Source organism: Thermotoga sp. 2812B (genome assembly GCF_000789335.1).
Taxonomy (GTDB): Bacteria; Thermotogota; Thermotogae; order Thermotogales; family Thermotogaceae; genus Thermotoga; species Thermotoga maritima.
The window spans coordinates 705,248-730,547 of sequence record NZ_CP003408.1; the positions used below are offsets into that span (position 1 = coordinate 705,248).

Sequence of the window (25,300 nt, forward strand, 5' to 3'; positions counted from 1 at the left end):
GTGGATACCATTGTCGCTGTAGCTACCCCTCCCGGAAAAGGAGCAATCGCGATTCTCAGGTTGAGCGGTCCAGATAGCTGGAAGATCGTTCAGAAACACCTTCGAACACGATCGAAAATCGTTCCACGAAAGGCAATCCACGGCTGGATCCACGAAAACGGAGAAGATGTGGATGAGGTAGTGGTCGTTTTCTACAAATCACCAAAGAGCTACACAGGAGAGGACATGGTAGAGGTGATGTGCCACGGAGGACCGCTCGTGGTGAAAAAGCTGCTGGATCTCTTCTTGAAATCTGGAGCGAGAATGGCTGAACCCGGCGAGTTCACAAAACGAGCTTTTTTGAACGGAAAAATGGATCTCACTTCGGCAGAGGCTGTAAGAGATCTCATAGAGGCGAAAAGTGAAACTAGTTTGAAACTCTCCCTGAGGAACCTCAAGGGAGGATTGAGAGACTTCGTTGATAGCTTGAGAAGAGAACTCATAGAAGTCCTTGCTGAGATACGGGTAGAGCTCGATTATCCAGACGAGATAGAAACGAACACGGGCGAAGTGGTGACCAGACTGGAGCGAATAAAAGAAAAGCTCACAGAAGAACTGAAAAAAGCAGATGCGGGTATTCTTCTCAACAGAGGACTCAGGATGGTCATCGTGGGAAAGCCCAACGTGGGAAAATCTACTCTTCTGAATCGACTTTTGAACGAGGACAGGGCGATCGTCACAGATATACCCGGAACAACAAGGGATGTTATCAGTGAAGAAATCGTCATAAGAGGAATTCTTTTCAGGATAGTCGACACAGCGGGTGTGAGATCGGAAACGAACGATCTGGTCGAGAGACTGGGGATAGAGAGAACTCTTCAGGAAATAGAGAAAGCTGACATAGTACTGTTTGTGCTCGATGCTTCTTCACCACTTGACGAAGAGGACAGAAAAATCCTCGAAAGGATAAAGAACAAACGCTATCTTGTGGTGATAAACAAAGTAGATGTGGTGGAGAAGATAAATGAAGAGGAGATAAAAAACAAACTCGGAACAGACAGACACATGGTGAAGATATCTGCCCTGAAAGGAGAAGGACTTGAAAAGCTGGAAGAATCCATCTACAGAGAAACTCAGGAGATCTTTGAAAGAGGTTCTGATTCTCTCATCACAAATCTTCGACAAAAACAGTTGCTTGAAAACGTTAAAGGACATCTGGAAGACGCTATAAAGTCTTTGAAGGAAGGAATGCCGGTTGATATGGCTTCTATAGATCTAGAGAGGGCTCTCAATCTTCTCGATGAAGTGACAGGAAGGAGCTTCAGGGAAGATCTGCTGGATACCATATTCTCCAATTTCTGCGTTGGAAAATGAATGAGGGGAAGGGTTTCCCCTTCCCCTATCACTTGACCTTCTCTTTGAGGGCTTTTCCGGGTTTGAACTTCGGGACCTTTCTTTCGGGAATGGTGATGGGTTTTCTTGTCTGAGGATTCACGCCTTTTCTTGCAGCGGCCTTCCTCACTTCGAAGCTTCCGAATCCAACGATCTGAACCTTTTCACCCTTTGCGAGAGCTTCTGTGATCGTTTCAAGGATGGTGTCGAGAATCAATTTTACATCCTTTTTCTTCGCACCTGCTTTCTTCGCCACCCTGTCGATGAGTTCCTTCTTGTTCATGAAACCCCCTCCTTTCTAGGGTTGTAAAGCACTCTTCTCACTGCTTGTAAATATACCATTTTACAGCGGGGTGTTGCAAGTCCCTTTAGAAAAGCACTTCGAAGTCTGAAAGTTCTAAAATCCCCATAAAAAGCGGGATTTCGAAAAATAGGACAAAAATTAGAATCAGTTACAGAAAATTTACAAAATATCCAGGACCCTTCGTGCTATCTCAGTACTACCAATGACCCTTGCTATTTCCTCCAGGGATGCAGAACGAATATTCTCCAGGGAACCAAAGTGTTCAATGAGCTTTTTCTTTCTGATGGGACCTATTCCGGGTACATTGTCAAGAACAGACCTGAGTGATTCTTTCTCCCTCCGCTTTCTGTGGTAACTCACAGCGAATCTATGTGTTTCGTCTCTTATCTGAACGAGAAGCCTCAAAACCGGGTGATCGTGTGGAAGGTGTATTTCTCTGTTTTCAAAGACAACGGTCTCTTCCTTCTTCGCGAGACCAACCACAGGACAGTCCTTTCCTATTTCCTTCAACGCTTCGATAGCAGCGTTCACTTGACCTATTCCACCATCCACGAACAGAAGATTCGGAAGCGGGTGTTTCGAATATCTTCTTTTCACAACTGTTCTTATCGATTCGTAATCATCGGGATGATCCTGTTCGATCTTATAACGTCTGTAATCGCCCTTTTTGGGAAATCCATCTTCAAACACCACCAGAGAAGCCACGGTGTATTTTCCCTGAAGATGAGAAATATCGATCCCTTCTATCCTGTACGGAAAATCCTTCATGTTCAGGAGCTTCATCAATTCTTCGAGCGCTTCCTTCCTCAATCCTCTCATTTTTAACTCGTTTTCCAGGTTTTTCTTTGCTTTCTCAAGAAGATCTTCTTCTGTGGTGGAGCGTGGCGGTCCTACATACTCAAAACCGAGAGACGAGTAATCCATTTCGTCCAGATCACTCTCCAGAATGAGAGTTTTCGGGATATCACCTCTCCCAGATATGTAGTATTCTCTGATGAAATCTTCCACATTTCCCCCTTCCATTTCAAAGGAGATCTTCCCTACCAGGTAACCATTCCTGACTCTCAGAACTACGAACAGGTCGTGTGCATGGACCAGAACATCACAATTGATATTTTCTTCAAAAACCACACCCTGAGATTCCAGAACATTCGACAGATTCAAAAGAAGGTCCCTGTACTTTGCAGCGTTCTCAAAATCGAGCATTTTGCTATGAGTTTCCATCTTTTCTTTCAGATAATCGAAGACTTCTTCCATGTTTCCCGAGAGAAACTCTCTCAGCTTTCTTATTGCTTCTTCATGCGATTCTATGTTTCCAATGCACGGGCCGATACATCTGCCAAGATGGTAAAGAAAACAGGGCCTCTTTATCCTTTTCAAATCGGATTTACAGGTTCTGAATCCCATTATTTTCTGAAGGATTTCCAGCAGATTTCTGACGAATTGAACGCTGGTGTAGGGCCCAAAGTACGTTCCATCCCACAGTTTTCTCTTCACAATTTCAACGTACGGTATCTCGTCATCGGATATCCTGATGTAAGGATAGAAATCTGTGTCTTTGAGACGAACGTTGTACTTCGGCCTGTACTTCTTTATGAGATTTGCCTCGAGTATGAACGCTTCCCTTTCGTTCATCACAACGATCGTTTCCAGTTCGTCAGCTTCTTCGCCGATTCTGAACACTTTCTCCGTCTGGGGATTGAGGTAACTCCTTAATCTATTGGACAATCTCTTTGCTTTTCCTATGTAGATGGGAACCCCTTTGTTTTTGAAGATGTAAACACCAGGTTCTTCAGGAGCGAGGAGTATCTTCTTTCTGATCTTCTCTTTCAAAAACCTTCTTCACCTCCTCTTCACTCAAGAATCTGTACTCTCCGGGTTTCATGTCATCGGGTAAAACGAGTCCACCGATTCTTGTTCTCTTCAAGTGCACTGTTTTTAGACCCACAGCGGCTGTCATTCGTTTGATCTGATGATACTTACCCTCCGTTATAACTATCTTCAACGTGTCGTTCGACAGCTTCTCCACGCGCTTTGCTTTCGCGAAAAAACCATCCCTTAAAGTCACACCATTTTTCAACTTTTCTATCTTGTCTTCTGTGACTTCTCCTTCTACCTTCACAATGTACTCTTTTTCTACAGACCATTTCGGCGAAATCACACGATGAGCGAAATCACCATCGTTCGTTATTATCAGGAGACCTTCGGCATCTTTATCGAGTCTTCCAACAGGGAAAATTCCTTTCAATGGGGGAAGAAATTCCATGATGGTTTCCGAATGGGGATCTTTCGTGCTGGTCACGTATCCTGAAGGCTTGTAGAAGAGAATGTAAACCTTTTTGTGAAATCTCACCACCTCACCATCGAGCGCAACTGCGTCGTTCTCCGACACAGGATGTCCAGGATCGAGCACTACTCTCCCGTTAACGGTCACCCTGCCCTGTTTTATCAGTTTTTTCACTTCTTTTCTCGTTCCCACACCACTATTCGAAAGATACCTGTCCAGTCTCATTGTTTCTTCCTGTCCAGGTAGATTATGAGGTTCGAAATATCGGAAGGATTTATTCCCGGGATTCTCATGGCCTGACCGATGGATCTTGGCCTGATCTTCTTCAATTTATCTCTCGCTTCTGTGGAGAGATTTGGAACCGCGTCGTAATCTAAATCGTGTGGTATCTCGTAATTTTCATACTTCTCAAAGACGGCGACCTCTTCGAACATCTTCTGAATGTATCCCTCATATTTCACGTTTATTTCCACCTGTTCCACAACTTCCGGATCGTCTATAGGATTCGGATCCAGAAACTTCAGCGCACTGTAACTCAATTGAGGACGTTTCAAGAGCTGATAAAAAGAAACCGGTTCTTTAAGAGGACTGGTTCTCAAGGAAGTTAAAAGATCGTTGACCCTGTCAGAAGGTTTCACAATGACCTTCTTCAAACGTTCGATCTCTTCGTTTATTCTACGCTCAAGACTCAGCACCTTTTCGTAGAACCACTTGGGAATCAGCCCCACCCGATAGCCGTACTTTGCCAGGCGCAGATGAGCGTTGTCATGGCGTAGAAGAAGACGATACTCAGCCCTCGAAGTGAGAAGCCGATATGGTTCATCCACTCCCTTTGTTACCAGATCATCTATCAGAACACCAATGTAAGCCTCAGATCTCTTCAAAATGAGAGGAGGCTCTCCCCGGAGTTTGAGAGCAGCGTTTATACCAGCGATTATGCCCTGACCAGCCGCTTCTTCATATCCGCTCGTCCCGTTCACCTGACCTGCGAAATAGAGATTCTCCACAAGCTTGGATTCAAGTGTGGGATAGAGCTGCCTGGGATCTATGTAGTCGTACTCTATCGCGTAGGCAGGACGAGTAACGATTGCGTTCTCGAGTCCTTTCACGCTTCTTATCATCTTTATCTGTGCTTCATAGGGAAGACTCGTACTCAAACCGTTCAGATAGTATTCCTCCGTGTCTCTTCCTTCTGGCTCTACGAAGACTTGATGCGATTCTTTGTCTTTGAATTTGACAACCTTGTCCTCTATAGAAGGACAGTACCTTGGTCCTATTCCTTCTATGAGTTTGACCGTTCCATAAAGGGGCGAAAATTCCAGATACTGTTTTATTATGCTGTGGGTTTCCGGGTTCGTTCTGGTCAGCCAGCAGGGATAATCCTTCGGGAGAACTCTCGGTTCGTCAAAGAAGGAAAAAGCAAGGGGTTCATCCGAGGTGTCCTGCCTTTCCATAACGGAAAAGTTTATAGAGCGCTTCAACACACGAGCCGGCGTTCCTGTTTTGAATCTACCAACTTCGAATCCCAGTTCTATGAGACTTTCCGTGAGTTTTGTCGCTGGAAACTCTCCCATACGACCCGCTGGGAATGTGGAACGGCCGATGAATATCTTTCCCCTCAGAAAAGTCCCTGTTGTCACGATCACGGCTTTTCCCAGATAGTCTATCCCGTAATTGTCTACAACTCCCTTAACTCTTCCCTTCTCCGTTAGAATCCTTTCAACGATACCGTGTCTCAACACTATGTTCGGATTCGTTTCCAGCTTTCTTTTCATCGTTCTGCTGTACGAAATCTTGTCTATCTGAGCCCTCAAAGCCCTCACAGCGGGCCCTTTGCTCACGTTCAGCATTCGCACGTTTATCATCGTCTCGTCGGTGGTTTTGGCCATCTCTCCACCGAGAGCGTCTATTTCGCGAACCACAACACCCTTTGCCGGACCACCTATGGCGGGATTGCACGGGGCCCATCCCACGGTGTCCGGATTCACCGTGAGGACAAGTACTCTGAAACCCATTCTGGCAACCGCAAGAGCTGCCTCTATTCCCGCATGACCGGCTCCCACAACGATCACATCATAGACACGATCGTCCTCAGGCCTCAAACCAATCACCTCATGCCAGTCTGATGGGCATCACTATGTAAAGGTATCCAGAAATATCGAGTGGATTTATCTGACATGGACTGGTAGAATCAACGAAGTTCATTTCGATTTCTTCAGTCTCAATGTGCTTCAAAACGTCCTCGATGAACTTCGGGTTAAAAGCGATCACGAGATCTTCCCCTTCTTTCTGAACTTCAACTTCATCGACCACTTCTCCATAATCCGGGCTCTTGCTCACAAGTCTCATAACGTTTTCTTCTATTTCGAACTTCACGGACTCGCTTCCCTTGCTGGCAATCACCATCACCCTCTTCAAAGATTCCCTGAGTTCTTTTCTGGAAACCACCACTTTCGTTTTGAAAGTTTCGGGGATCACCCTTTTGTAATCGGGAAATTCAGCGTCGACCACTCTCATCACCGTTTCTACATCATTTGTCGACAGAGAAACCCTCCTTCCATCGTACCTCACCGTTATAGTCGGTTCCGTTGTGTTGTCCAGCACGTTTTGAACTTCTTTCATGCTCTTCAAAGAGAGCAAGAAACTCGCCTCTTCCTCGTTTTCTATCTGCTCTTCAGCAAGTGCAAGTCTGAAACCATCACTTGCAACCAGCCTGAGAAGATTCTTGTGGAGTTCCCAGAAAACTCCATTCAGATTTCGCATGAACTCGTCTTTGGCAGCGGCGAAGATGACCTTTTCAACCATTTCCTCGAGGAGCGAAGTGTCAACTTCGAAGGTTATTCCAGACTCGGCAGGCGTTATCTCTGGAAATTCGTCCGCGGGCATGGTGGTGATCCTGAAAACGGTGCTTCCAGAACTTATAACAAGAGCATCCCCCTCTAAAGAAAGTTCCGTTATCTCATCTGGGAGAACCTTGACCATCTTCTGAATGACATCTCCTGGTACCACAAAACGTGCCTCACCGGAGATTTCAGCGGCGTTCACGGTTGCTTTGACTCCGGTCTCGAGATCGGTCGCGCAGATGTAGAAATTTCCATCTTTCACTTCGAAAAGAAATCCGGCAAGAATGGGTTTCACGGATTTCTTTGCGAGCGCTTTTGAGGCGATGGTTATTTTGTCTTTCAATTCAAGAGTCGTGACAGTTACTTTCATCGTCTCACCCCCATTAGAATTTTAGTATCAGTTTCAAAACCCAATAGACAGCCGCGGAAGTCGCAGCCACCGTTGGTACTATGAGAAGCCAGGATATAACGATGTTCTTCAACACACCAACGTTCACCATCTCAAGCCCTCTGGCGAAGCCAACACCCGTGACAGCTCCAACCACAACGTGTGTCGTGGAGATAGGAAGCCCTAGTGACGAAGCGAGTAGAACCGTCGTCGCAGTGGAAAAATCCACTGTGAATCCCCTGGAATTTGTGAGCGTAGTTATCTTTTCACCCACCGTTTCCATGACCTTCTGTCCAAGGAAGAACACACCGAGCGAGATACCGATTCCCCCAAGAAGAAGCGCCAGAAACGGAATCTCGACGGTTTTTGGAACAACACCCGTTGACGCAACGATCATGACCGCCGCTACAGGGCCCGCCGCGTTGGCAACGTCGTTGGCTCCATGAGAAAAAGAAACGTAGCATGAAGTGAGAATCTGAGCGCGCTTGAACACATTTTCAACCGCATCGTACACATCTTTCTTTTTGTTTATCAACTTTCTCACAGCGAAGTGAACCACAAAAAATGTTACGAGAGAGAAAGCGATACCGAGCAGAAGAGATTCACTGAGAGGCTGTTTGAGCGTCTTTTTTACAAAAAGAGATATCATTGTGAAAATCGCAAGAGATATGAAAAACGGAATAGCGACAGTGGAAGATTTCTTCGGATTTTTTGTGTGGAACACCGAAAGAGAGATCAGTTTGAACATCACAAAGGAAATCAAACCGCCGAGAACAGGTGAAACAACCCAGGAAAGTACTATGAAGAGAAACGTTTTCCAGTTCACGCCATCTATGCCCACCGCCACAAGACCGAATCCCATCATTCCTCCGACTATAGAATGGGTGGTGGAAACGGGATAACCCCAGTTGGTCGCTATCAGGATCCAGAGTGAAGCTGCGATCAAGGCTGACAGTGCACCATACATGAGTTCTACCGGTTGAACTTTCTCCACTTCCACTATTCCTTTGACGATCGTCTGGGAGACATGGGAGCCGAACATAACTGCTCCAAGAAACTCGAGAAACATCGCTATAAGAGCTGCCTGTCTCACAGTTATAGCCCTTGCCCCAACAGCTGTCGCCATGGAGTTCGCCACATCGTTGGCTCCTATGGAGAAAGCCATGATGAAACCAAGTATGCCAGCTATGATGAGTATTGTCACGTTATTCCCTCCTCACCTAAGGATGGAATTTATCCTCTTTGTGATATCTTTGCCCTGATCGGCAATCTTTGAAATAAGTCTTGCCACTTTGTTCAAGAAAATCAGATCTACCGGATTCATACTGTTTTTGAGGGAATAGAGTTTTTTACCAAGATTCCTCGATATTGTGTCGACTTCCCTCTCCTCCATGGACACGTCAAAGATTTCTCTTTCTTCCTTTTCTTTTTCAAAAGGTGAAAAACCGCTCTCCGCGAGTGTGCGAAGCTGTTCGATTGCCTCGGTGGTTTCTCTGATAGTATCCAGAACGTTTTCAACGAGTTCCGCGAATAACTCTTTGATATTCTCCGGTACATCTTCAACTCTGTTCATGTCGAGCATGATGACGATATCCCTGACAAGGTCAAGAATCTCATCTGCTTTGTGAACTATGTAAAGAAAGTCGTCCTTTTCGAAGTAGGTGTACTTCATTTTGAGATACATCTTCTTCAACTTTGACTTGATCTCATCTGACTCTCGCTCCAGAGAGATCACACGATTGAGGTGACCTTCTCCGAATTTTCCGGTGAAGTAATCCTCGATGGCATCCTTGAGAAGCACAACGACCGCTTCGCCTCTTCTGGAAAGATTTATGAGAAGATCGATGGGAGACTCCTCCGGGAGCATTTTTTCTATAAATTTCATACTCTCACCCCTTCTTTCAAAAAAGCGCTTTTTAAGATGATATCAACGAGTTCCTCGAACTCGATTCCCTCCGCTCTCGCACTTGCCGGAAGATCACTGGTTTCCGTTAAACCCGGTACCGTGTTGATTTCCAGAAAGTAGAACCTGCCATCGCTGAAAATACCATCCACTCTCCCAAAACCTCTGCAACCAGCTTCTACAAACGCTTTGAGAGCTGTTTCCTTAACGAGGCGTTCTTCTGGAGGATTCAAAGGAGCGGGAAGAATGAACTCCGTTTCACCTTTCGTGTACTTCGCAACGTAATCGTAGAAACGACGCTTTGGCCGCAACTCAAGAACGGGAAGGACCTCGAAACCTTTTTCCGTTTCTAAAATAGACACAGTCATCTCCCTGCCGGGGATGTACTTTTGAACAATCACGCTTCTATATCGTGGTAAATCTTCCTTGAGCGCGTGTTGAAACTCTTCATCCGATTCACAAACGAACACTCCTATGCTTGAACCCTCTCTCCTTGGTTTTACCACACAGGGATACCCGAGGGGAGAAGTTTTCATGAATTCCTTGATCTCCACAAAATCAGGTATCTCAACGATGCCTTTTAAAAACCTGTAAGTCACGAGTTTATCAAAACATATCATGCTTGAAAACGCATCGGACCCGGTGTATCTGACTCCCAAAAAATCAAGAATTGTCTGAAGCGTCCCATCTTCACCGAAAGTTCCGTGGAGAACGTTGAAGACCACATCAAAACTTTTTAACTGATCCACTTTCCTGAGAAAATCTTCTCTAACGTCAAAAACGGTGTGTTCATACCCGAGTTTTTCAAGAGCCTTTTTTACCCTTTCTCCGCTTCTCAGGGAGATTTCCCTTTCCCTCGACACTCCTCCCATCAGAAGTGCCACTTTCATTGTCTTTCCTCCTCAGGAATATCTTTCCATCGTCTATGACCGCAATTTCGTCGTTCCTCACGCTTCTGGTTTTACCACACTCGCATTTCAAATAGAAGCCGTATTTTCCAAAAGAGAGCCTCATTTCCTTTCCACACGAACATTTCTGGTTCGTCGGAAAATCAACCACAATTCTGTCGTTCCTGTCGAACACACTGGAAAAGGATTCATAAAACTCCCGCAGAACGATTTTGTCCGTTTTCTTACCCTGTTCGACTTCATCGAGGTCCTTTTCCATTTCAGCTGTGAAGGAAACGCTAACAACATCAGAGTACTTTTTCTCCAGATAATCCATGACAACGCTTCCAACAATCGTTGGATAGAGATAGCCCCTGATCTTTTTTATGTAACCCCTGTTCAACAGGAGCTTTATCGTGGACGCATATGTGCTGGGACGACCTATACCGAGTCTTTCCATTTCTTTTACAAGAGAACCCTCTGTGTACCTTGGTTTCGGTTTGGTTTCCTGTTCCTCTATTTTTACAACCACCGGTTTCACAGATTCTCCCTCTTCGAAAGGAAACTCTCCCGTGTTTCTTTCCGTCTTCCACACCTTTTCGTACCCATCGAAAATCTTCTTCAGCACCGTTCCCTTGAATCTGTACTTCCCATCCTTTGTTCTCAGGACAAAACGAGTTTCCTCGTATTGAGAAGGCTTCATTTGCGATGCGAGAAATCTCTTCCATATTAACTCGTAGAGTTTTTTCTGGTCAGAATTCAGGTATTTTCCCGCTTCTTCAGGTGTCATGAAAACGTTCGTGGGACGAATTGCCTCATGCGCATCCTGTATTTTTGCGTTGCTCTTTCTCCTTTCTCTCTTTGAACCAACGTACTCTTCTCCAAAGACCTCCGTTATCAGATTTCTGGCTTCTTCTTTCGCGTAGTCCGAAACACGCGTTGAATCTGTTCTCATATAGGTTATGAACGCGATATGCCCATCTTTTGTTTCCACGCCCTCATACAACTGCTGGGCAATCATCATGGTTTTGGAAACGGAGAAACCCAGTTTAGAATACGCTTCCTGCTGGAGGGTACTGGTTTTGAAGGGTTCTGGAGGCGCAAACTTTTTCACAGAAACCTTTTTCTCTTCTACAACGAGTTCGTCTATACTCTTGATCTCTTTCAACGTTTCAGCGTCGAAGAACTTCTTTTCTTTCACATCTATTTCTGCTGTGAGACCATCGAAATTGACGGTGATCCTGTGGTACTTCTTTGGCACAAACCTGAGGATTTCTCTCTCTCTGTCACAAACGAGCTTCAAGGTTGCTGATTGGACTCTACCAGCGCTCAAATTGGATTTGAAGTTTCTCCAGAGAACCGGACTCAGAGAATAACCAACGATCCTGTCTAAAATCCTTCTTGCAAGCTGCGCACGAACTTTCTTCATGTCAATCTCTCGAGGATTCTTAACGGCTTCTCTTATCACACGAGGAGTGATCTCAGAGAACACGATCCTGTTCTTTCTCCCCAGTGTGTTCGTTACCCTGGCTATGTGCCAGGCTATGGCTTCCCCTTCTCTATCCATATCAGAAGCGATGAGCAGTTCGCCTTTTTTTGCAAGATCCTTCAGCTTTTCAACTACCTTCTCTTTCCCTTTTATCACCGCGAATTCCGGTTCGAAATCCTTTTCCAGATCCACACCGAACTTGCTCTTGGGAAGGTCTATGATGTGCCCCATCGAAGCGAATACTTCGTACTCATTCCCAAGAATACTCTTGATCGTCTTCGCCTTGGCAGGAGATTCAACAACGATATATTTCTTCACCTTCTTACTCATCAGTTCCTCCACCTCTTAAAAAGATTCTTCTTCCCAAATTCCTGTCGTACTCCGTCCAACCCTGATTCGATTCGGAACTTTCCATAACCTCGATGAATCGAGCTATCTTGGAATCCAGGTTCTCAACGTGATGAACTATTAAAGCCTCTATCGTCTTTGGAACCACGGGTGAACCCCATTCGAGCTCTCCGTGGTGCGAAAGAATTATGTGCTCTAACTCGAGGATCTTGTGCTCTGGAATAGACAATTTCTTCGCCATTTCTCTAACCATAGCCGCCCCTATTGCTATATGCCCTTTCAACTCCCCTTCGGTAGTCACTTCGATCCCGGATTCTGTGATTCTGTATTCTTCCACCTTTCCAACATCATGGAGGAGGGCACCAGTTATGAGAAGATCTCTATCGAGGGAGTAATATTTACTGATCTCTTTGCAAATCTCAGCGACCGTGACGCTGTGCTCTAGAAGTCCTCCTATGTAGGCATGATGTACTCTCATACCCGCCGGTGATCTGAAGAATTTTTCGGAGAACTCTTTATTTTCAAAGAATGCCTTCAGAAGTTTTTTGTAGTGTTGATCCTTTATTTGATCCAGAAGGACAAAGAGCTTTTTCTTCAAAATCTCCAGGTCTTTTTTCGACTGTGCGACGAATTTCGTGTAATCGTACTCGTCGCTCTTCAGAATCTTTATGGCACCGTAATCGTTATCCACGTTTATCTGTATCCTGTTCTCAAAAAATACCACTCTGCCCTTCACTCTGACGACGTTTCCTTCTTTCAGACGCTGATCGTTGAGTTCAGCGTTGTACCAGTCCACAGCCCTGACGGTTCCCGTCCTGTCCTCCAGTGTCATGATCAGGAATTTCTTACTGTCTTTTGTTTCCTGGAGTTTTTTACTCCTAATCTTCAAGATAATTTCTACGTTGTCGTTGATATGACTTTTCAAATCCTGAACAAACAGTTCCTGTTTTAGCAGATCTCTTGGCATCAAATCACCGAGTTTCAAACCAACCACTTCCCTTCTCGTCAATCAATTTCCTCAAAAGTTCAAAGTCCTCTATGGGATGAGAGAAAACACGACGTGTTCCATCACTTAAATGAAAAACAATTGACATCCCGTACCTTTCAACTCTCTCAATCGAAGAAAGGTCAAACGATTCCTTTCCCAGAATCAGTCTGCTTTTTTCTACATCGATCACTATCTCTTTTCTGAAGAGTGAGAACACCCATACACCAAAGATTATATCCAAAATCAGAATGGAATATCGCAAGACTGAATGGAGAGGTTTATAAAAAAGGAAAATTGTGAGGTCAAAGCTCACAACCCATAGCAGAATCATGATGAACTTATACCAGAAAGGGACCCTGAATCTTATTACAGCCATAAATAATGCGGGCCAACAGCCCGCTCACACCTCCGAAACTTGTCCAACGTACTTTTTCACTTTCCCAGACTTCAAACAGGATGTACAGACTCTCATCCTTTTAATCGTTCCATCTGGAAGCACCACTCTTACTTTTTGGAGATTGGGTCTGAACCATCTTCCTGACTTCTTGTCTGAGTGACTAACGGTGTTTCCGGATCTAGGAGCTTTTCCGCACACCTCACATCTCTTTGCCATGATCATGCCCTCCCGTGAGTCTGATTTCTCTCTCCAAGAGTATACCATAACTATCTCGAATACTTCATGTACTCCCTGATCTTTCTTTCCATTTCCCTCTTTTTTATCGCTTCTCTCTTGTCATACTTCTTTTTTCCTCGAGCAACGGCTATCTCCACTTTTGCAATCCCGCGATCGTTGAAGTATATCTTCAGTGGAACTATCGTTACTCCCTCTTCCTGTACCTTACCCATGAGTCTCTTCAGTTCCCTTTTGTGAAGAAGCAGCTTCCTCGGCCTTTCAGGATCGTGGTTGTAAACTCCACCGTGACTGTAGGGTGGAATGTGTAAATTCAAAAGGTAAAGCTCCCCGTTCTTGAATCTACAGAAGGAATCCTTGAAATTGACTGAGCCGTTCCTCAGGGATTTCACTTCCGTTCCTGTGAGAACGATCCCCGCTTCGTAAGTTTCCAGGATCTCGTAGTCCGTGTAGGCTTTTTTGTTCGTGGCAACAACCTTCACCATCTCACCCCAGCCAGATACCTTCAAAATGGTCTATTCCTTCAGGAGTCACCCTCACAAAATCAACCCGCGCTGGTCCTTTTAATTTGTTCTGAATCATGTAAAATCTCGCTGCCCATTCCAGATTTCTCACCTTTCTGAGATCTATTCTTTCAAGGGGATCTACTTTTCCGATTCCGCTCTTGACTTCCACAAAAACTATCTCTCTCCCATCGCGCGCCACTATGTCTATCTCACCGTATTTCGTTCTGTAGTTTCTTTCAAGAATTTTGTAGCCTTTTTTCTTCAAAAATTTACATGCGAGTTCTTCCGCTTCCCTCCAGTTCATCATCTGTGGATTCCGGGGACTTTTATGTGACCATCTTTTTCTTCAGGGAAGTTCTTCTTTATGAGGTCCCGCATTTCAAAGAACCTCGGATCTCCTTTTCTGAGTTTGGCGCTGTCCTCAACGGGTGTGTACATCGGCTCCACACCCTCCACGTCGACTTCGTTGAGGAGCTCCACGTAATCGAGTATCTCCTGAAAATCTTTCATCAGACTTTCTCTCTGGTCTTCGGAGAGTTCTAACCTTGCCAGATTTTCAAGATGAAGTACCAGGTCCTTTGTAACCTTTATCATTTTTTAAAACCCCCTTCAGGTCATCTTTTGAAACTTCAGAAGCTTTTATGTTCTCACTCTTGAGTTCTTCGTAGAGTTCCTCACGAAGAATCTTCACATGTTTGGGTGCCTCTATGCCAATTTTAACAGAATTCCCCTCTATTTTCAGGACAGTTATCACTATGTCCTCACCGATCACGATCTTTTCCCCTACTCTTCTGGTGAGAACCAGCACGTTATCACCCCAGCAATCTATATGCACCGCCGTCGAACCAGATCATTCCCATCAGTTCCATCTCCGATATTACCCCGAGGACTTCCGAAACGCTCCACCCCAATTCTTCAACAAGCTCATCGACAGTCCTTGGCGAACTTCTCAATAGATCGTAAATTTTCTTTCTGTCGTCATCGAGCGATGGGGAAGCGATTCTTCTGATTCCAAAGTGAGTTTCAAGGTCTTCCTCGTCGGTGAGGGGATAGGCACCCGACTTTATCAGATAGTTCGTGCCTCCGCTGGTCTTCCTATCTATATCACCAGGAACGGCGAACACATCACGACCGCTTTCCAGAGCAAACTTCACCGTTATGAGTGCACCGCTTTTGATGGGAGCCTCTGTGACGATAATCGCATCCGAAAGACCCGCTATGATTCGATTTCTCGCTGGAAAATGATGTTTTCGAGCACGAGTTCCCATTGGATACTCACTGACAACACACCCGTTTTTCACAATTTCATGGAAGAGTCGTTCGTTCGATTGCGGATAAACAACATCCACTCCTGTGCCGAGAACCGCCACCGTCTTTCCTCCAGAACTCAGAGCTTCCTTGTGTGCAATGGAATCTATTCCAAACGCCATGCCGGAAACGATCACAAAGTATTCGCTCAGCAGTTTAACAAAACGCTTTGTAACGTTCACTCCATAACTTGTGGGTCTTCTTGTTCCCACAACTCCCACACACTTTTCTTTCAAGAGCTCAGCATCGCCCCTCACAAAAAGAACAGCCGGCGGATACCTGATCTCCCTCAAGTGCTGGGGGTAGTCATCTTCCCAGAACGAAATGAGCTTCACATTGTGTTTCCTTATCAGTTCCTTTTGCCTTTCTAATTCTTCTTTTCCGCACTTTTCAAGAAACTTCCTCGTCTTTTTTGGATCCGCGTTCTTCAGAAATTTTTCGAGAGGTAACTCCGGTTCCAGTTCCCGAAGATGGAACCCACCACGATGAACGAGCAGAGCCATCTCAAGAGGAGACATTCTTGTACTCCTCGAGAATCTTCTTTATCTTCTCTTCGACACCCTGAGGTCTTCCGGGGAGACACCTGTTCGTTTCCGCCTGACCCTTCACGATCGCCTTCGCGTAGGCTTCACACCCGGCAAAACCGCACGCGCCACAGTTTATTCCAGGAAGAACCTCCGTTATCATCTTCACACGTGGATCTTCTTCCACCTTGAATCTTTGCGCAGAATAGGCAAGAAAGGCACCGAACCCAAAACCCAGAACAGCGAGCAAGAGCGTTGAGTAGATGACTTCCAACTCCTTCACCTCCTCACAGCTTCACCATGCCCTGGAATCCCATGAAAGCCAGCGAAAGAAGTCCCGCAGTAATGAGGGCTATGGCGGTGCCTTTGAAAGGCTCCGGCAGATCGTAGAGATCCATTTTTTCTCTTATTCCGGCGAATATTACAAGAGCAAGAGCGAATCCAAGGCCAGATCCCAGTGCGTGGAAGACCGCCTCAACAAAGTTGAGCTTCATGAGACTGTTCAAAAGCACCATACCAAGGATCGCACAGTTTGTGGTGATGAGAGGCAGGAAAATACCAAGCGCTTCGTAGAGATCCGGGCTGGTTTTCTTCAAAAACAGTTCGACGAACTGGACGAAAGAAGCGATGACGAGTATGAAGACGATCGTTCTCAGAAATTCAAGTCCTGTGGAGATAAGGAGCTTGTCCAGAAACCAGCTGATGGCAGCAGAAACCGTCATAACGAACGTAACGGCTATACCCATTCCTGTTGCCGTTTCCAACCTTTTGGAGACCCCCAGGAAGGGACAAATCCCGAGAAACCTCGCCAGAACGAAGTTGTTCACGAATATGGCAGAAAAGAAGAGCAAAAACACCTTCATTTCGCTTCACCTCTTTTCTTTCTCCTGATGCCGATGTAGGTGAAGAGTGCAGAGAGAAGGCCGAGTGTTATGTAGGCTCCCGGTGGAAGAATCTCGAGGAATATCTTCAGCTCCCACACTTTGTAACCGAAGATCGTACCGTTACCGAAGAGTTCTCTGACGCTTCCAAGGAGAACAAGCGAACCTGTAAAGCCGAGACCCACTCCCAGGCCATCGAGCATGGAATCCAGAACACCATGCTTGGAAGCGAACGATTCCGCCCTTCCCATTATGATACAGTTCACCACTATGAGAGGAATAAAGAGACCCAGGGTCTTCCACAGATCGTAGGCAAAACCGTGCATGAGGAGATCTATCATGGTAACGAAAGATGCGATAACAACGATGAATATAGGAATTCTGATCTTATCAGGAACGATCTTTCTTATCAGTGAAATAACCACGTTTGACATGGTGAGAACGGCCGTTGTAGCAAGCCCCATCCCCAGACCGTTGATGGCACTCGTGGTGACGGCGAGTGTGGGACACATTCCAAGAACCTGAACATAAGTGGGATTCTCTTTTATGATCCCCTTCGTGAATTCTCTCAAGCGGCTCATTTCGACACCTCCTCGAGGTACCTGTACATGAGATTCAGAGCGGTCACCACGGCCCTTGGTGTGATCGTTGCTCCCGTCATTACATCGCTTACCTTCACAATACCCTGCTTTTTCAACTCCTCAGGAGAACCCTTCGGAAGTCCCGCATCTTTGTCGACCCTCAGGCCGTTCTTCAGTCCTTCGGGTGGAACTGGAAAGAAACGCCTCTGTATACTTTCTTCTCCTATCTTTGCGCCGAGTCCGGGTGTCTCCTGAGAATAATCTATTACTCTCACGGAATTGAGCATGAATCCATCTTCCGTTTTTATAAAACAAGCTACAACGGTCACGTTTCCTCCAAAACCGGGGGCGTATCCCGACAGAACGTATGCGTCTCTGCCATCCTTCGTCACGAATTCATACAAGGGACCAAGGACTACCCCTTCTTTGTACTCTTTCAGAACAACTGTTTCTATGCCTGTTTTTTTGACGATTTCCTCGATTTCTTTTTCATCCACCAGATAATCTCCCGTGAGGGGATCTTTCAGAACGAATTTGATGGCGCTCAACTTAGCTGCGTTATCCGCTTCCTGGATCTTTCCTTTGACTCCCACATACACGAGCCCAAGAAAGAGTCCAGAAATAGCCGTGAAAACCATGAGAATCAATCCAGTCTTCAGGATATCCTTCATTTTTTCACCTCACCGAAGATGCGCGGTCTGGTGTACCTGTCTATCAGGGGAACCAGTGCATTCATGAAAAGGATCGAAAATGAAACACCTTCAGGATACGCTCCAAAGAGTCTTATAGCCATCGTGAGAACGCCACATCCGATCCCGAAGATCACCTGTCCCTTTGCGGTGATGGGACTCGTCACCATATCGGTGGCCATGAAGAGCGCGCCGAGCATGAGACCACCACTGAGGAGGTGAAAGAGAGGATCACCGTACCTTGGATTCATCAAATAAGCTATCGAAGAAAACACAAGAACAGTTCCTATATAGGAGACAGGAATGAATATCTTCACTCTTTTTCTCAAGAGAAGATAGATGAAACCAATTATGAGAAGAAGAGCACTCGTCTCACCAAGAGATCCTCCAACCTTACCTATGAACAGATCCCAATAGGGTGTGAAAACACCGTGTTCCTTGAAAAGTGCAAGAGGAGTTGCTGCCGTTACCAAATCCGCTGGAGATTTCCAGAATCCTGCTCCGGGTACAACCCAGGTGGTCATGTAAGTGGGAAAAGAAATGAGCAGAAACGCTCTTCCGACGAGCGCAGGGTTGAAAATGTTCTGGCCGAGTCCTCCGAACGCGTGTTTCCCGATCCCCAGAGCGAAAACAAGCCCCAACAAAAAAGCCCAGAAAGGAAGCCTTGTGCTCACGTTCATCGCCAGAAGCAGTCCTGTCACTGCCCCGCTGCCATCCGGGACGAAGTTTTTTATTCCTCTCAGGTACTTCATGACGAGTATATCGAACAACTCACCTATCACCGCTCCTGCAATGCAGAGAAATAGAGCATACCATCCGAAGAAATAAGTCGCCCCAATAACCGCTGGTGATAGGGCTATGAGCACATCCAGCATGATCTTTCTCACATCATCCTCTTCTCGAATATGGGGAGCGTAAGCGCTTATCAGCTTCATCTTCTACCCCTCCTTGTAGCGCGATACACTGTTTTTGCGAGTTTTATGTACCTTACGTGTTCTATCTTCGAAGGACAGGTGTAAGTACACGATCCGCACTCTATACAGTCCATCAAACCGTTTTCCACAGCTTCGTCGTACTTTCTCTTCGTGGAGAGGAGATAGAGAAGGTAAGGCTGAAGGTTCATCGGACACACCTGAACACATTCACTGCATCTAATACAGGGTTTCTGAGGTCGAGACTTCTTTGGAAGAAACGCGGTTATTCCAGAAGTTCCTTTCATAACAGGGATGTCCAGATTTGTGATGGATATTCCCATCATCGGGCCACCGAGGATGACACGCTCCGTGTTCTCATCTATTCCACCACAGTAGTCGATAACATCCTTCACGGGTGTCCCTATTCTGACGATCAGATTTTTCTGATTTTTCACGGCATCACCGCTGACTGTCATACCTCTTTCCACGAGCGGTTTTCCATCGACGACCGCTTCCTTCACAGCAACACAGGTACCGACGTTCTGGACCACCACTCCAACATCCATTGGAAGACCGCCTCTCGGTACCATCCTTCCGGTTATCGCGTATATGAGCTGCTTTTCTGCACCCTGCGGATATTTGGTCCTGAGGAGAGCAACATCAACGGGATATCCCTTGAAAACCTTTTTCAAATTGTGGTACGCATCCATCTTGTTGCTCTCTACACCGACTACGGCTTTTTGAACCCCCAGAACCTTCATCATTATCAGGATTCCCTGGAGGATGTCTTCTGCCCTTTCCAGCATGAGTCTGTGATCTATCGTGAGAACGGGTTCACACTCCGCCCCGTTGACGATCAAGGTATCCACTTTTTTCTCGGGAGGAGGTGAGAGTTTAACGTGGGTTGGAAACATCGCTCCACCCAGACCAACGATTCCCGCTTTTTTGATGATTTCCAGGATTTCTTCTTTCGACATGCGTTCAAAATCCCCAGTTTCTATGTGAACCCACTCATCGTCAGAGGTTCTTTCTATAACGATCGCTTCGATGGGCTTTCCAAGGATTGGGTGCAGGATCTTCTTTATCTCGAGTACTCTTCCTGTCACAGGAGAATGCAGATAAGCGGAAATGAAACCTTCAGGTTCTCCTATAACCTGACCGGTCTTCACTTCGTCACCGGGAGAAACCACTGGTTTCGCCGGGTTCCCCGCATGATTGGAAAGAAAGACGAAAACCTTCTGAGGTAGAGGTGCCCTTTCAATGGGTTTATCTTTCGACCATTCCTTCAATTCCGGGGGATGAACCCCTCCCTTGAAAGTGAGCACGTTTTCACCTCCAGTGAACGTTGTAGATGGGACCTCTTGGGCTTTCATTGTAGTAGGGACGCGTGCAGTGAGGGCATCCGCGGGTTCTTAAAGCCTCTTCTGGAAACTCGCCGTTCCATTCAACGTCAATAATTTTACCATTTGAGTCGAAAATTATGTTCTCTGGCTTTATCAGGTTTTTCTCGAGCAAGTAAGTTACCAGCTGAATTTTCCTGTAACGCTCCAGGGAAGGCATTCCCTTGTTTTCAAAGGCTGTTCCCTTGATAGGGGTGAAAGCAAACAGAGAAACCACGATATTTCTTTCCCTTGCCCACACTGTAAAATCAACGATGTCTTTATCGCTTTCACCCAGTCCGACTATCACGTGTGTTGTGATCCTTCCAGGAAACATTTCTGATACCTTTTCGAGGATATGAAGGTGTCTCTCGTACTTTCCTCCTCTGATTTTTTCAAAGAGAGTTTTGTTGGGGACATCCACAGCGATACCCACTCTGTCTGCTCCCAGTTCGAAGTACTCCACAACTTCTTCTATGCTGACTGCTCTGACACTCACTGAAACCGGTATACGAAACCTTGGAATGATCAACCTGAGATCCTTTCCGTAGCTAGGATAAGAAACAACCTGGATACAAACCCTCTTGAAACGATCGTTCAATTTGCCAAGCAAATCTTCCGAAACCTCTTTCCAGGTGACCCTGGAGAGAAAATGAGATGGGCTTGTGGAAGAGCGTGACTGCGCGCAGTACAGACAGTTGTAAACACACCTTTCTCCAAGCATGAGATAAGCGGTGTCCATCTCTAAGGACGAGTTTCCATTTACTTTCCGAATCGTTCCGTAAGATGCTCTGAGCATCATTTCTCCACCTCAAACTCGTATTCTCTTTCTTGTTTTCTCAGGCGAACCCTGCTCCCTTCTACACTGATCTCGAAACCGTTCAAAAACTCAGGAATCGACTGTTTTGCTTCCAATCGCATGAGCACACCATCTGCGGTTCTTTCAGCTATTTCTCTTTCCCTGTAAAGTAAAAATATCCTTCTCGCATGAATGGAAACACTGCAAACCGTGAAAAAGATCACTGTGACGATGAGAAGAGCAAAAAGGACTTCCATGACAAGAGAACCTAACTGAAAAGAAGATAAGAAAGTATCAGAAGAATTCCCATGACAAGAAGCGCCAGCACGAGAGCGAGGAGAAAATCCGAACTCGTCGTTTTTTGAACGGGCTGAGGAGAGTTTCTCAGTTTCAACTTTTCTTGCTTCGATTCTTCCCCCTCCTTGAGCATCTCTCCTATTTTTTCCATCCATTCTTCATCGGAAATCTTCACCCTGCTTTCACCGCGTTTTATCTTCAAATTCGGGGATACTATGGCTTTTCCAATTATTCCTTCTTCAAACTCTACCTTCAAAAGATAAAGAGTTCCTTCCCTGGTCTTCACGATTTCTTTTGAAAGGACTTTTCCGGGGAGACTCGCTACGTTTTCCGTCCCGAACTTTTCCTTCAGAAACCTCTTGAACTTCTCCGAAAACTCTTCATTTCCATAGTTCAGGATCACGAAATCTATCCTCTCTTCCACATCTATCTCTCTTATGGTCACGCCGTTCAAGGGATCAAGAACCGGAAACACTTCCGGCAGATTTCTCAAGTCTTCTCTCTGAAACAATTTGAAAACTTCATCAGTCGAGAGTTCTTCGAAGTGCTCTTTCACCACTTCAAGAGAAACGTCTTCATAGTCCAGAGGCACTCCTACCACTTCAACCTCTAGTTTTTCAGACCACTCCCTGAAAAGGTCGGCTATGAAGACCCTGAGCGCCTCGTGATCACCGCTTTCAACGAGCCTGAAAAACTCGCTCCCCACCAACCGGAGGTTCTGTTTTCTGCTTTGAATCAGCCAGAAATCGAAGAATTCATCCGTTATGGCAGAAGCTTCCAGTACTTCTTTCAAAGCCGATTCCTTTTTCGCTTTAAAATCTTCAAGGAAATCTTCAAATCCAAGATTCAAATCTACAGAATATTTCCGGGCGTACCGACCCGGTATCACAAAAAAATCGTACTCGGGGATCTGGTTGAGTTTGCCGAGGAAATACCCCTGAACGATTTCAGATGTGAGCTTCGATGTGACCCTGAACTTCACAAAATAGAGATCCACTCACTACTCCTCCCTGACTATCACATAATCTCCCGATTCTAAAGTTTTCGATTTGAAGTCTTCAGGTCTTACACCAATACCTATAACACAGTTCTTTCCTATCACCATGTCGTCGGGAATCACAGAATTCATCCCAACCACTGTCAGAAGACCCGAGTACACCTTTGGATCCAGTTTGCTTTCAGCGTCTTCACCCACTCCCATCCTGACGTTGCTTCCTATTTTTACATTTTCCGCTATTATCACGTTTTCCAGATAACAGTTCTCTCCTATCTCAGTTCTGGTCATTATGACTGAATTTTTCACCACTGTTCCTCTACCGATCTTCACACCCTGGAAAATAACGGAGTTGAAAACGTTGCCATAAACCTCTGCTCCTTCACTCACGAGGGAGGTGGAAACCTTCGAACCAGGAGCTACGTAAGCGGGCGGCATCTCTTCGGTGTGGGTGAAAAACCTCCAGTTTGGATCGTAGAGATTGAAAGGCGGCACTGGAAGAACAAGCTCCAGATTGGCTTCCCAGTAAGATCTGAGCGTACCAACGTCTCTCCAGTACCCGTCGAATCTGAACGCGTAGAGAGAACCGAGATTTTCCCTCAAAATTCTTGGAATCACGTCTTTTCCAAAATCGTGGGAACTGTTTGGATCGTTCTCGTCTTCGATGAGAACTTTCTTCAGGAATTCATAGTTGAAGACATAGATTCCCAGAGATGCCAGGTTCGACCGGGGTTTTGCCGGTTTTTCTTCAAAATCGACGATTTTTCCATCCACGTCCGTTATCATGATACCGAATCTGCTCGCTTCTTCGATGGGCACTTCCATGCAGGCTATCGTTCCATCCGCCTCTTTGAGCAGATGGTAATCTATGAGATCGCTGTAATTCATGGCGTACACGTGATCTCCTGAGAGGATGAGGACGAGTTCCGCATCGTTTTCTTCGAGAAATTCGAGATTCTGATAGACGGCGTTGGCAGTCCCTTTGTACCAGTCAGACTCGTGCCTCCCGACGTAAGGTGGAAGAATTTCAACCCCTCCGTCCTTTCTGTCCAGATCCCAGGGTCTTCCAATACCTATGTGTTTCGAGAGAACATGGGGTCTGTACTGGGTCAAAACTCCTACCCTATAGATTCCAGAATTCACACAATTGCTCAGAGTAAAATCTATGAGACGGTATTTCCCTCCAAAAGGAACCGCAGGTTTCGCTATTCTCTCCGTGAGAACTCCGAGCCGCGTCCCCTGACCACCCGCCAGTATCATCGCAACGGTATTTCCCATAAGATTTCACCTCACAAAACTGCTCTTTTTTCGAAAACAGGTAACTCTGTGTCTCCTTCGATGACACGACCTTCTCTCACGATACAGTTCTTGTCCAGGATCACGTTTCTCAGAACTGCTCCTTCCTCCACGACGGTGTTCTCCATAATGATGGAATTTTCTACTACTGCCCCGACTTTTATCCGCACGTTTCTGAAAATGACAGAATTTCTCACCGTACCAGAAACTATGCTCCCATCTGCAATCAAAGAATTCTCAACAACAGCCGTGGTCGTGAATTTTGGAGGAGGAAGATCCTTCAGCTTCGTATAAACCTTACCGTTTCTGTAGAAGAGCTCATCGCGCACTTCCTTTTTCAATATATCCATGTTTATCCTGTAGTACTCTTTTATTCCCTTCTTTACGTTTCTCCAGTAACCATCGAACCTGTAAGCGTAGACCTTCAACCTGTCGAGGTTGGGAATCACTATGTCGAGAAGAAGATCGTACTTCCCCTGGGGAACCGTTGCATAAAGAAGCTCCTTGAGCAGCTCTTTGTTCATGAAGTAAACCCCAAGAAACGCGATGTTCCCTTTTGGATGTGCCGGTTTTTCTTCTATCTCCACCACTCTCATGTCATCGTCGAGCTGAACTATTCCATATTCACTCAAGTTGTACGTTTCATCGAGTTCTTTAACTACGAGAGTTATGTCCGCTCCCTTTTTTAGATGGTAGTTGAAAAGATCCCTGTAGATCATCTTGTAGATATGATCTCCCGAACCTATCAAAACGTGATCTTCCTCGCCTCTTCTCAGGATTGTCATGTTCTGGAAGATGGCATCTGCCGTTCCCCTGTACCAAACCTCTCTGTTCGGCCCAACGTAGGGTTGGAGAATGAACAATCCCCCGCTTTTCCGATCGAGGTCCCATTCTTTTCCGGAACCCAGATGGTCCATCAAACTCCTTGGATTGTACTGAGTGAGGATACCCACCTTTCTGATACCGGAGTTCACCATATTGCTCAGGGTGAAGTCTATCGCCCTGTACTTTCCGAACACAGGAACCGCCGCACTGGCTCTCACCTTCGTCAGAGGCCACAAACGGTCACTTTTCCCTCCAGCAAGAATCAAACCAAGCACCCTCATTCTTCACACCTCTCCTCCTTCGTTCACTAAAGAATTCTATCACCTCCACTCCTCTTCTATAAAACCGTCCGAAAGTTTTTTCAGTAAATCTACAATGAAATTGGTGTTAGAATCCGGATATTCTCTCACAACAAGATAAACTCTCTCTCCAAAGCTTCTCATGGCAGACATGAATCCCATCACCCTGAGAACGTGACCGATCATTTCGGGGAAGATCAGAAAATCACCGGAAGGAAAATCGAGTTCTTCTGGTTCGAAGTCTGGCAGATCGAACATTTCTTCGAGCCTTACTCCATAACGTCTGGAAAAGAGCTCTAACATGGCACACGATAACGAGAAAAGCACCTTCGGATGCTCTGGAAAATGCGCCTCGAGTCTCTCGAAGAGACCAAAAATCTGACTCGATTTTGCTTCCTTGAGGATGCCTTCGTACTCTTCAAGCACGGCCACAAAAATCTTGTAATGCTCTCCCAGCGATCTTTCGGGAACTATAGTCGAACCTCCCTTGAATTCATCTTCCATCAGTTCTAACTTCACAATTTCTCTGTCTTTCCATTTCTCAAGATGGTAAGTTAAAATCATTTTTC

At 45.8% G+C, this 25,300-nt stretch carries 29 protein-coding genes; 1 reads left to right on the top strand and 28 read right to left on the bottom strand.

What is annotated here, in order from left to right; translation table 11 throughout:
- On the top strand, nucleotides 1-1,353 hold the full coding sequence (mnmE, locus tag T2812B_RS03525) for a tRNA uridine-5-carboxymethylaminomethyl(34) synthesis GTPase MnmE (RefSeq protein ID WP_004082971.1): 1,353 nt from the start codon (nucleotides 1-3) through the stop codon (nucleotides 1,351-1,353).
- 28 nt (nucleotides 1,354-1,381) lie between these two features.
- Here mnmE and hup read toward each other — a convergent pair whose 3' ends face one another.
- The 28 genes from hup to T2812B_RS03670 all read right to left on the bottom strand — a co-directional run bounded on the left by hup (nucleotide 1,382) and on the right by T2812B_RS03670 (nucleotide 25,295).
- Entirely contained in the window at nucleotides 1,382-1,654 is a 273-nt protein-coding gene (gene hup / locus T2812B_RS03530) for a DNA-binding protein HU (protein ID WP_004082970.1), read from the bottom strand.
- A gap of 180 nt (nucleotides 1,655-1,834) precedes the next feature.
- Nucleotides 1,835-3,508, bottom strand: a complete 1,674-nt coding sequence (uvrC, locus tag T2812B_RS03535) for an excinuclease ABC subunit UvrC (protein WP_004082969.1) — start codon at nucleotides 3,506-3,508, stop codon at nucleotides 1,835-1,837.
- Nucleotides 3,468-4,187, bottom strand: coding sequence for a pseudouridine synthase (locus T2812B_RS03540; protein ID WP_008193788.1), 720 nt, complete (start codon nucleotides 4,185-4,187; stop codon nucleotides 3,468-3,470). Before T2812B_RS03540 ends, uvrC begins: the two co-directional genes overlap by 41 nt.
- Nucleotides 4,184-6,064 carry a tRNA uridine-5-carboxymethylaminomethyl(34) synthesis enzyme MnmG gene (gene mnmG / locus T2812B_RS03545; RefSeq protein WP_008193790.1) on the bottom strand — a complete coding sequence of 627 codons (1,881 nt, stop codon included), beginning with the start codon at nucleotides 6,062-6,064 and terminating at the stop codon, nucleotides 4,184-4,186. The genes T2812B_RS03540 and mnmG overlap by 4 nt, the downstream gene beginning before the upstream one ends.
- Nucleotides 6,065-6,074: 10 nt before the next feature.
- Nucleotides 6,075-7,175, bottom strand: a complete 1,101-nt coding sequence (gene dnaN, locus T2812B_RS03550; RefSeq protein WP_004082966.1) for a DNA polymerase III subunit beta — start codon at nucleotides 7,173-7,175, stop codon at nucleotides 6,075-6,077.
- Nucleotides 7,176-7,188: 13 nt separating this feature from the next.
- Entirely contained in the window at nucleotides 7,189-8,397 is a 1,209-nt protein-coding gene (locus T2812B_RS03555; protein ID WP_008193793.1) for an inorganic phosphate transporter, read from the bottom strand.
- Between the two features lie 12 nt (nucleotides 8,398-8,409).
- Nucleotides 8,410-9,078: a DUF47 domain-containing protein gene (locus T2812B_RS03560; protein WP_008193795.1), complete on the bottom strand. Its 669-nt coding sequence runs from the start codon at nucleotides 9,076-9,078 to the stop codon at nucleotides 8,410-8,412.
- A complete protein-coding gene (locus T2812B_RS03565; protein ID WP_008193798.1) occupies nucleotides 9,075-9,986 on the bottom strand; it encodes a D-alanine--D-alanine ligase in 912 nt (303 codons plus the stop codon). Before T2812B_RS03565 ends, T2812B_RS03560 begins: the two co-directional genes overlap by 4 nt.
- On the bottom strand, nucleotides 9,901-11,802 hold the full coding sequence (topA, locus tag T2812B_RS03570; RefSeq protein WP_008193802.1) for a type I DNA topoisomerase: 1,902 nt from the start codon (nucleotides 11,800-11,802) through the stop codon (nucleotides 9,901-9,903). Before topA ends, T2812B_RS03565 begins: the two co-directional genes overlap by 86 nt.
- A complete protein-coding gene (locus tag T2812B_RS03575; protein ID WP_008193805.1) occupies nucleotides 11,795-12,805 on the bottom strand; it encodes a 3'-5' exoribonuclease YhaM family protein in 1,011 nt (336 codons plus the stop codon). Before T2812B_RS03575 ends, topA begins: the two co-directional genes overlap by 8 nt.
- 403 nt (nucleotides 12,806-13,208) lie before the next feature.
- Nucleotides 13,209-13,421: a 50S ribosomal protein L28 gene (gene rpmB / locus T2812B_RS03585; RefSeq protein ID WP_008193812.1), complete on the bottom strand. Its 213-nt coding sequence runs from the start codon at nucleotides 13,419-13,421 to the stop codon at nucleotides 13,209-13,211.
- A 50-nt stretch (nucleotides 13,422-13,471) separates the two neighbouring features.
- The gene (smpB, locus tag T2812B_RS03590) at nucleotides 13,472-13,924 is read right to left on the bottom strand and encodes an SsrA-binding protein SmpB (protein ID WP_011943280.1); all 453 of its coding nucleotides are present in this window, start codon (nucleotides 13,922-13,924) and stop codon (nucleotides 13,472-13,474) included.
- Nucleotide 13,925: 1 nt separating this feature from the next.
- Complete coding sequence (locus T2812B_RS03595; RefSeq protein ID WP_008193816.1) at nucleotides 13,926-14,252, bottom strand: YraN family protein; 327 nt, start codon at nucleotides 14,250-14,252, stop codon at nucleotides 13,926-13,928.
- On the bottom strand, nucleotides 14,249-14,539 hold the full coding sequence (gene gatC / locus T2812B_RS03600) for an Asp-tRNA(Asn)/Glu-tRNA(Gln) amidotransferase subunit GatC (RefSeq protein ID WP_004082956.1): 291 nt from the start codon (nucleotides 14,537-14,539) through the stop codon (nucleotides 14,249-14,251). Before gatC ends, T2812B_RS03595 begins: the two co-directional genes overlap by 4 nt.
- Nucleotides 14,502-14,753: a carbon storage regulator CsrA gene (gene csrA / locus T2812B_RS03605; protein ID WP_008193819.1), complete on the bottom strand. Its 252-nt coding sequence runs from the start codon at nucleotides 14,751-14,753 to the stop codon at nucleotides 14,502-14,504. Before csrA ends, gatC begins: the two co-directional genes overlap by 38 nt.
- Before the next feature lie 4 nt (nucleotides 14,754-14,757).
- Nucleotides 14,758-15,771, bottom strand: a complete 1,014-nt coding sequence (gene dprA, locus T2812B_RS03610; RefSeq protein WP_008193821.1) for a DNA-processing protein DprA — start codon at nucleotides 15,769-15,771, stop codon at nucleotides 14,758-14,760.
- Nucleotides 15,758-16,051 carry an RnfABCDGE type electron transport complex subunit B gene (locus T2812B_RS03615; protein ID WP_004082953.1) on the bottom strand — a complete coding sequence of 98 codons (294 nt, stop codon included), beginning with the start codon at nucleotides 16,049-16,051 and terminating at the stop codon, nucleotides 15,758-15,760. Before T2812B_RS03615 ends, dprA begins: the two co-directional genes overlap by 14 nt.
- Before the next feature lie 13 nt (nucleotides 16,052-16,064).
- On the bottom strand, nucleotides 16,065-16,640 hold the full coding sequence (gene rsxA, locus T2812B_RS03620) for an electron transport complex subunit RsxA (RefSeq protein ID WP_004082952.1): 576 nt from the start codon (nucleotides 16,638-16,640) through the stop codon (nucleotides 16,065-16,067).
- On the bottom strand, nucleotides 16,637-17,239 hold the full coding sequence (gene rsxE / locus T2812B_RS03625) for an electron transport complex subunit RsxE (RefSeq protein WP_008193824.1): 603 nt from the start codon (nucleotides 17,237-17,239) through the stop codon (nucleotides 16,637-16,639). The genes rsxA and rsxE overlap by 4 nt, the downstream gene beginning before the upstream one ends.
- Nucleotides 17,236-17,910, bottom strand: coding sequence for an RnfABCDGE type electron transport complex subunit G (locus tag T2812B_RS03630; protein WP_008193827.1), 675 nt, complete (start codon nucleotides 17,908-17,910; stop codon nucleotides 17,236-17,238). The genes rsxE and T2812B_RS03630 overlap by 4 nt, the downstream gene beginning before the upstream one ends.
- A complete protein-coding gene (locus T2812B_RS03635) occupies nucleotides 17,907-18,863 on the bottom strand; it encodes an RnfABCDGE type electron transport complex subunit D (RefSeq protein ID WP_008193829.1) in 957 nt (318 codons plus the stop codon). Before T2812B_RS03635 ends, T2812B_RS03630 begins: the two co-directional genes overlap by 4 nt.
- Nucleotides 18,860-20,167, bottom strand: coding sequence for an electron transport complex subunit RsxC (gene rsxC, locus T2812B_RS03640; RefSeq protein WP_004082948.1), 1,308 nt, complete (start codon nucleotides 20,165-20,167; stop codon nucleotides 18,860-18,862). The genes T2812B_RS03635 and rsxC overlap by 4 nt, the downstream gene beginning before the upstream one ends.
- Before the next feature lie 4 nt (nucleotides 20,168-20,171).
- Nucleotides 20,172-21,023: a radical SAM protein gene (locus T2812B_RS03645; RefSeq protein ID WP_008193831.1), complete on the bottom strand. Its 852-nt coding sequence runs from the start codon at nucleotides 21,021-21,023 to the stop codon at nucleotides 20,172-20,174.
- On the bottom strand, nucleotides 21,020-21,277 hold the full coding sequence (locus tag T2812B_RS09690; RefSeq protein ID WP_004082945.1) for a hypothetical protein: 258 nt from the start codon (nucleotides 21,275-21,277) through the stop codon (nucleotides 21,020-21,022). Before T2812B_RS09690 ends, T2812B_RS03645 begins: the two co-directional genes overlap by 4 nt.
- Before the next feature lie 11 nt (nucleotides 21,278-21,288).
- Complete coding sequence (locus tag T2812B_RS03655) at nucleotides 21,289-22,314, bottom strand: DUF4899 domain-containing protein (protein ID WP_004082943.1); 1,026 nt, start codon at nucleotides 22,312-22,314, stop codon at nucleotides 21,289-21,291.
- Between the two features lie 3 nt (nucleotides 22,315-22,317).
- Entirely contained in the window at nucleotides 22,318-23,589 is a 1,272-nt protein-coding gene (locus T2812B_RS03660; protein WP_008193834.1) for a glucose-1-phosphate adenylyltransferase, read from the bottom strand.
- A gap of 11 nt (nucleotides 23,590-23,600) precedes the next feature.
- Complete coding sequence (gene glgD, locus T2812B_RS03665) at nucleotides 23,601-24,713, bottom strand: glucose-1-phosphate adenylyltransferase subunit GlgD (protein WP_004082940.1); 1,113 nt, start codon at nucleotides 24,711-24,713, stop codon at nucleotides 23,601-23,603.
- A gap of 39 nt (nucleotides 24,714-24,752) precedes the next feature.
- Nucleotides 24,753-25,295 (bottom strand): hypothetical protein, encoded by a 543-nt coding sequence (locus T2812B_RS03670; RefSeq protein ID WP_008193837.1) that lies wholly within the window; start codon nucleotides 25,293-25,295, stop codon nucleotides 24,753-24,755.
- Nucleotides 25,296-25,300: the final 5 nt, after the last annotated feature.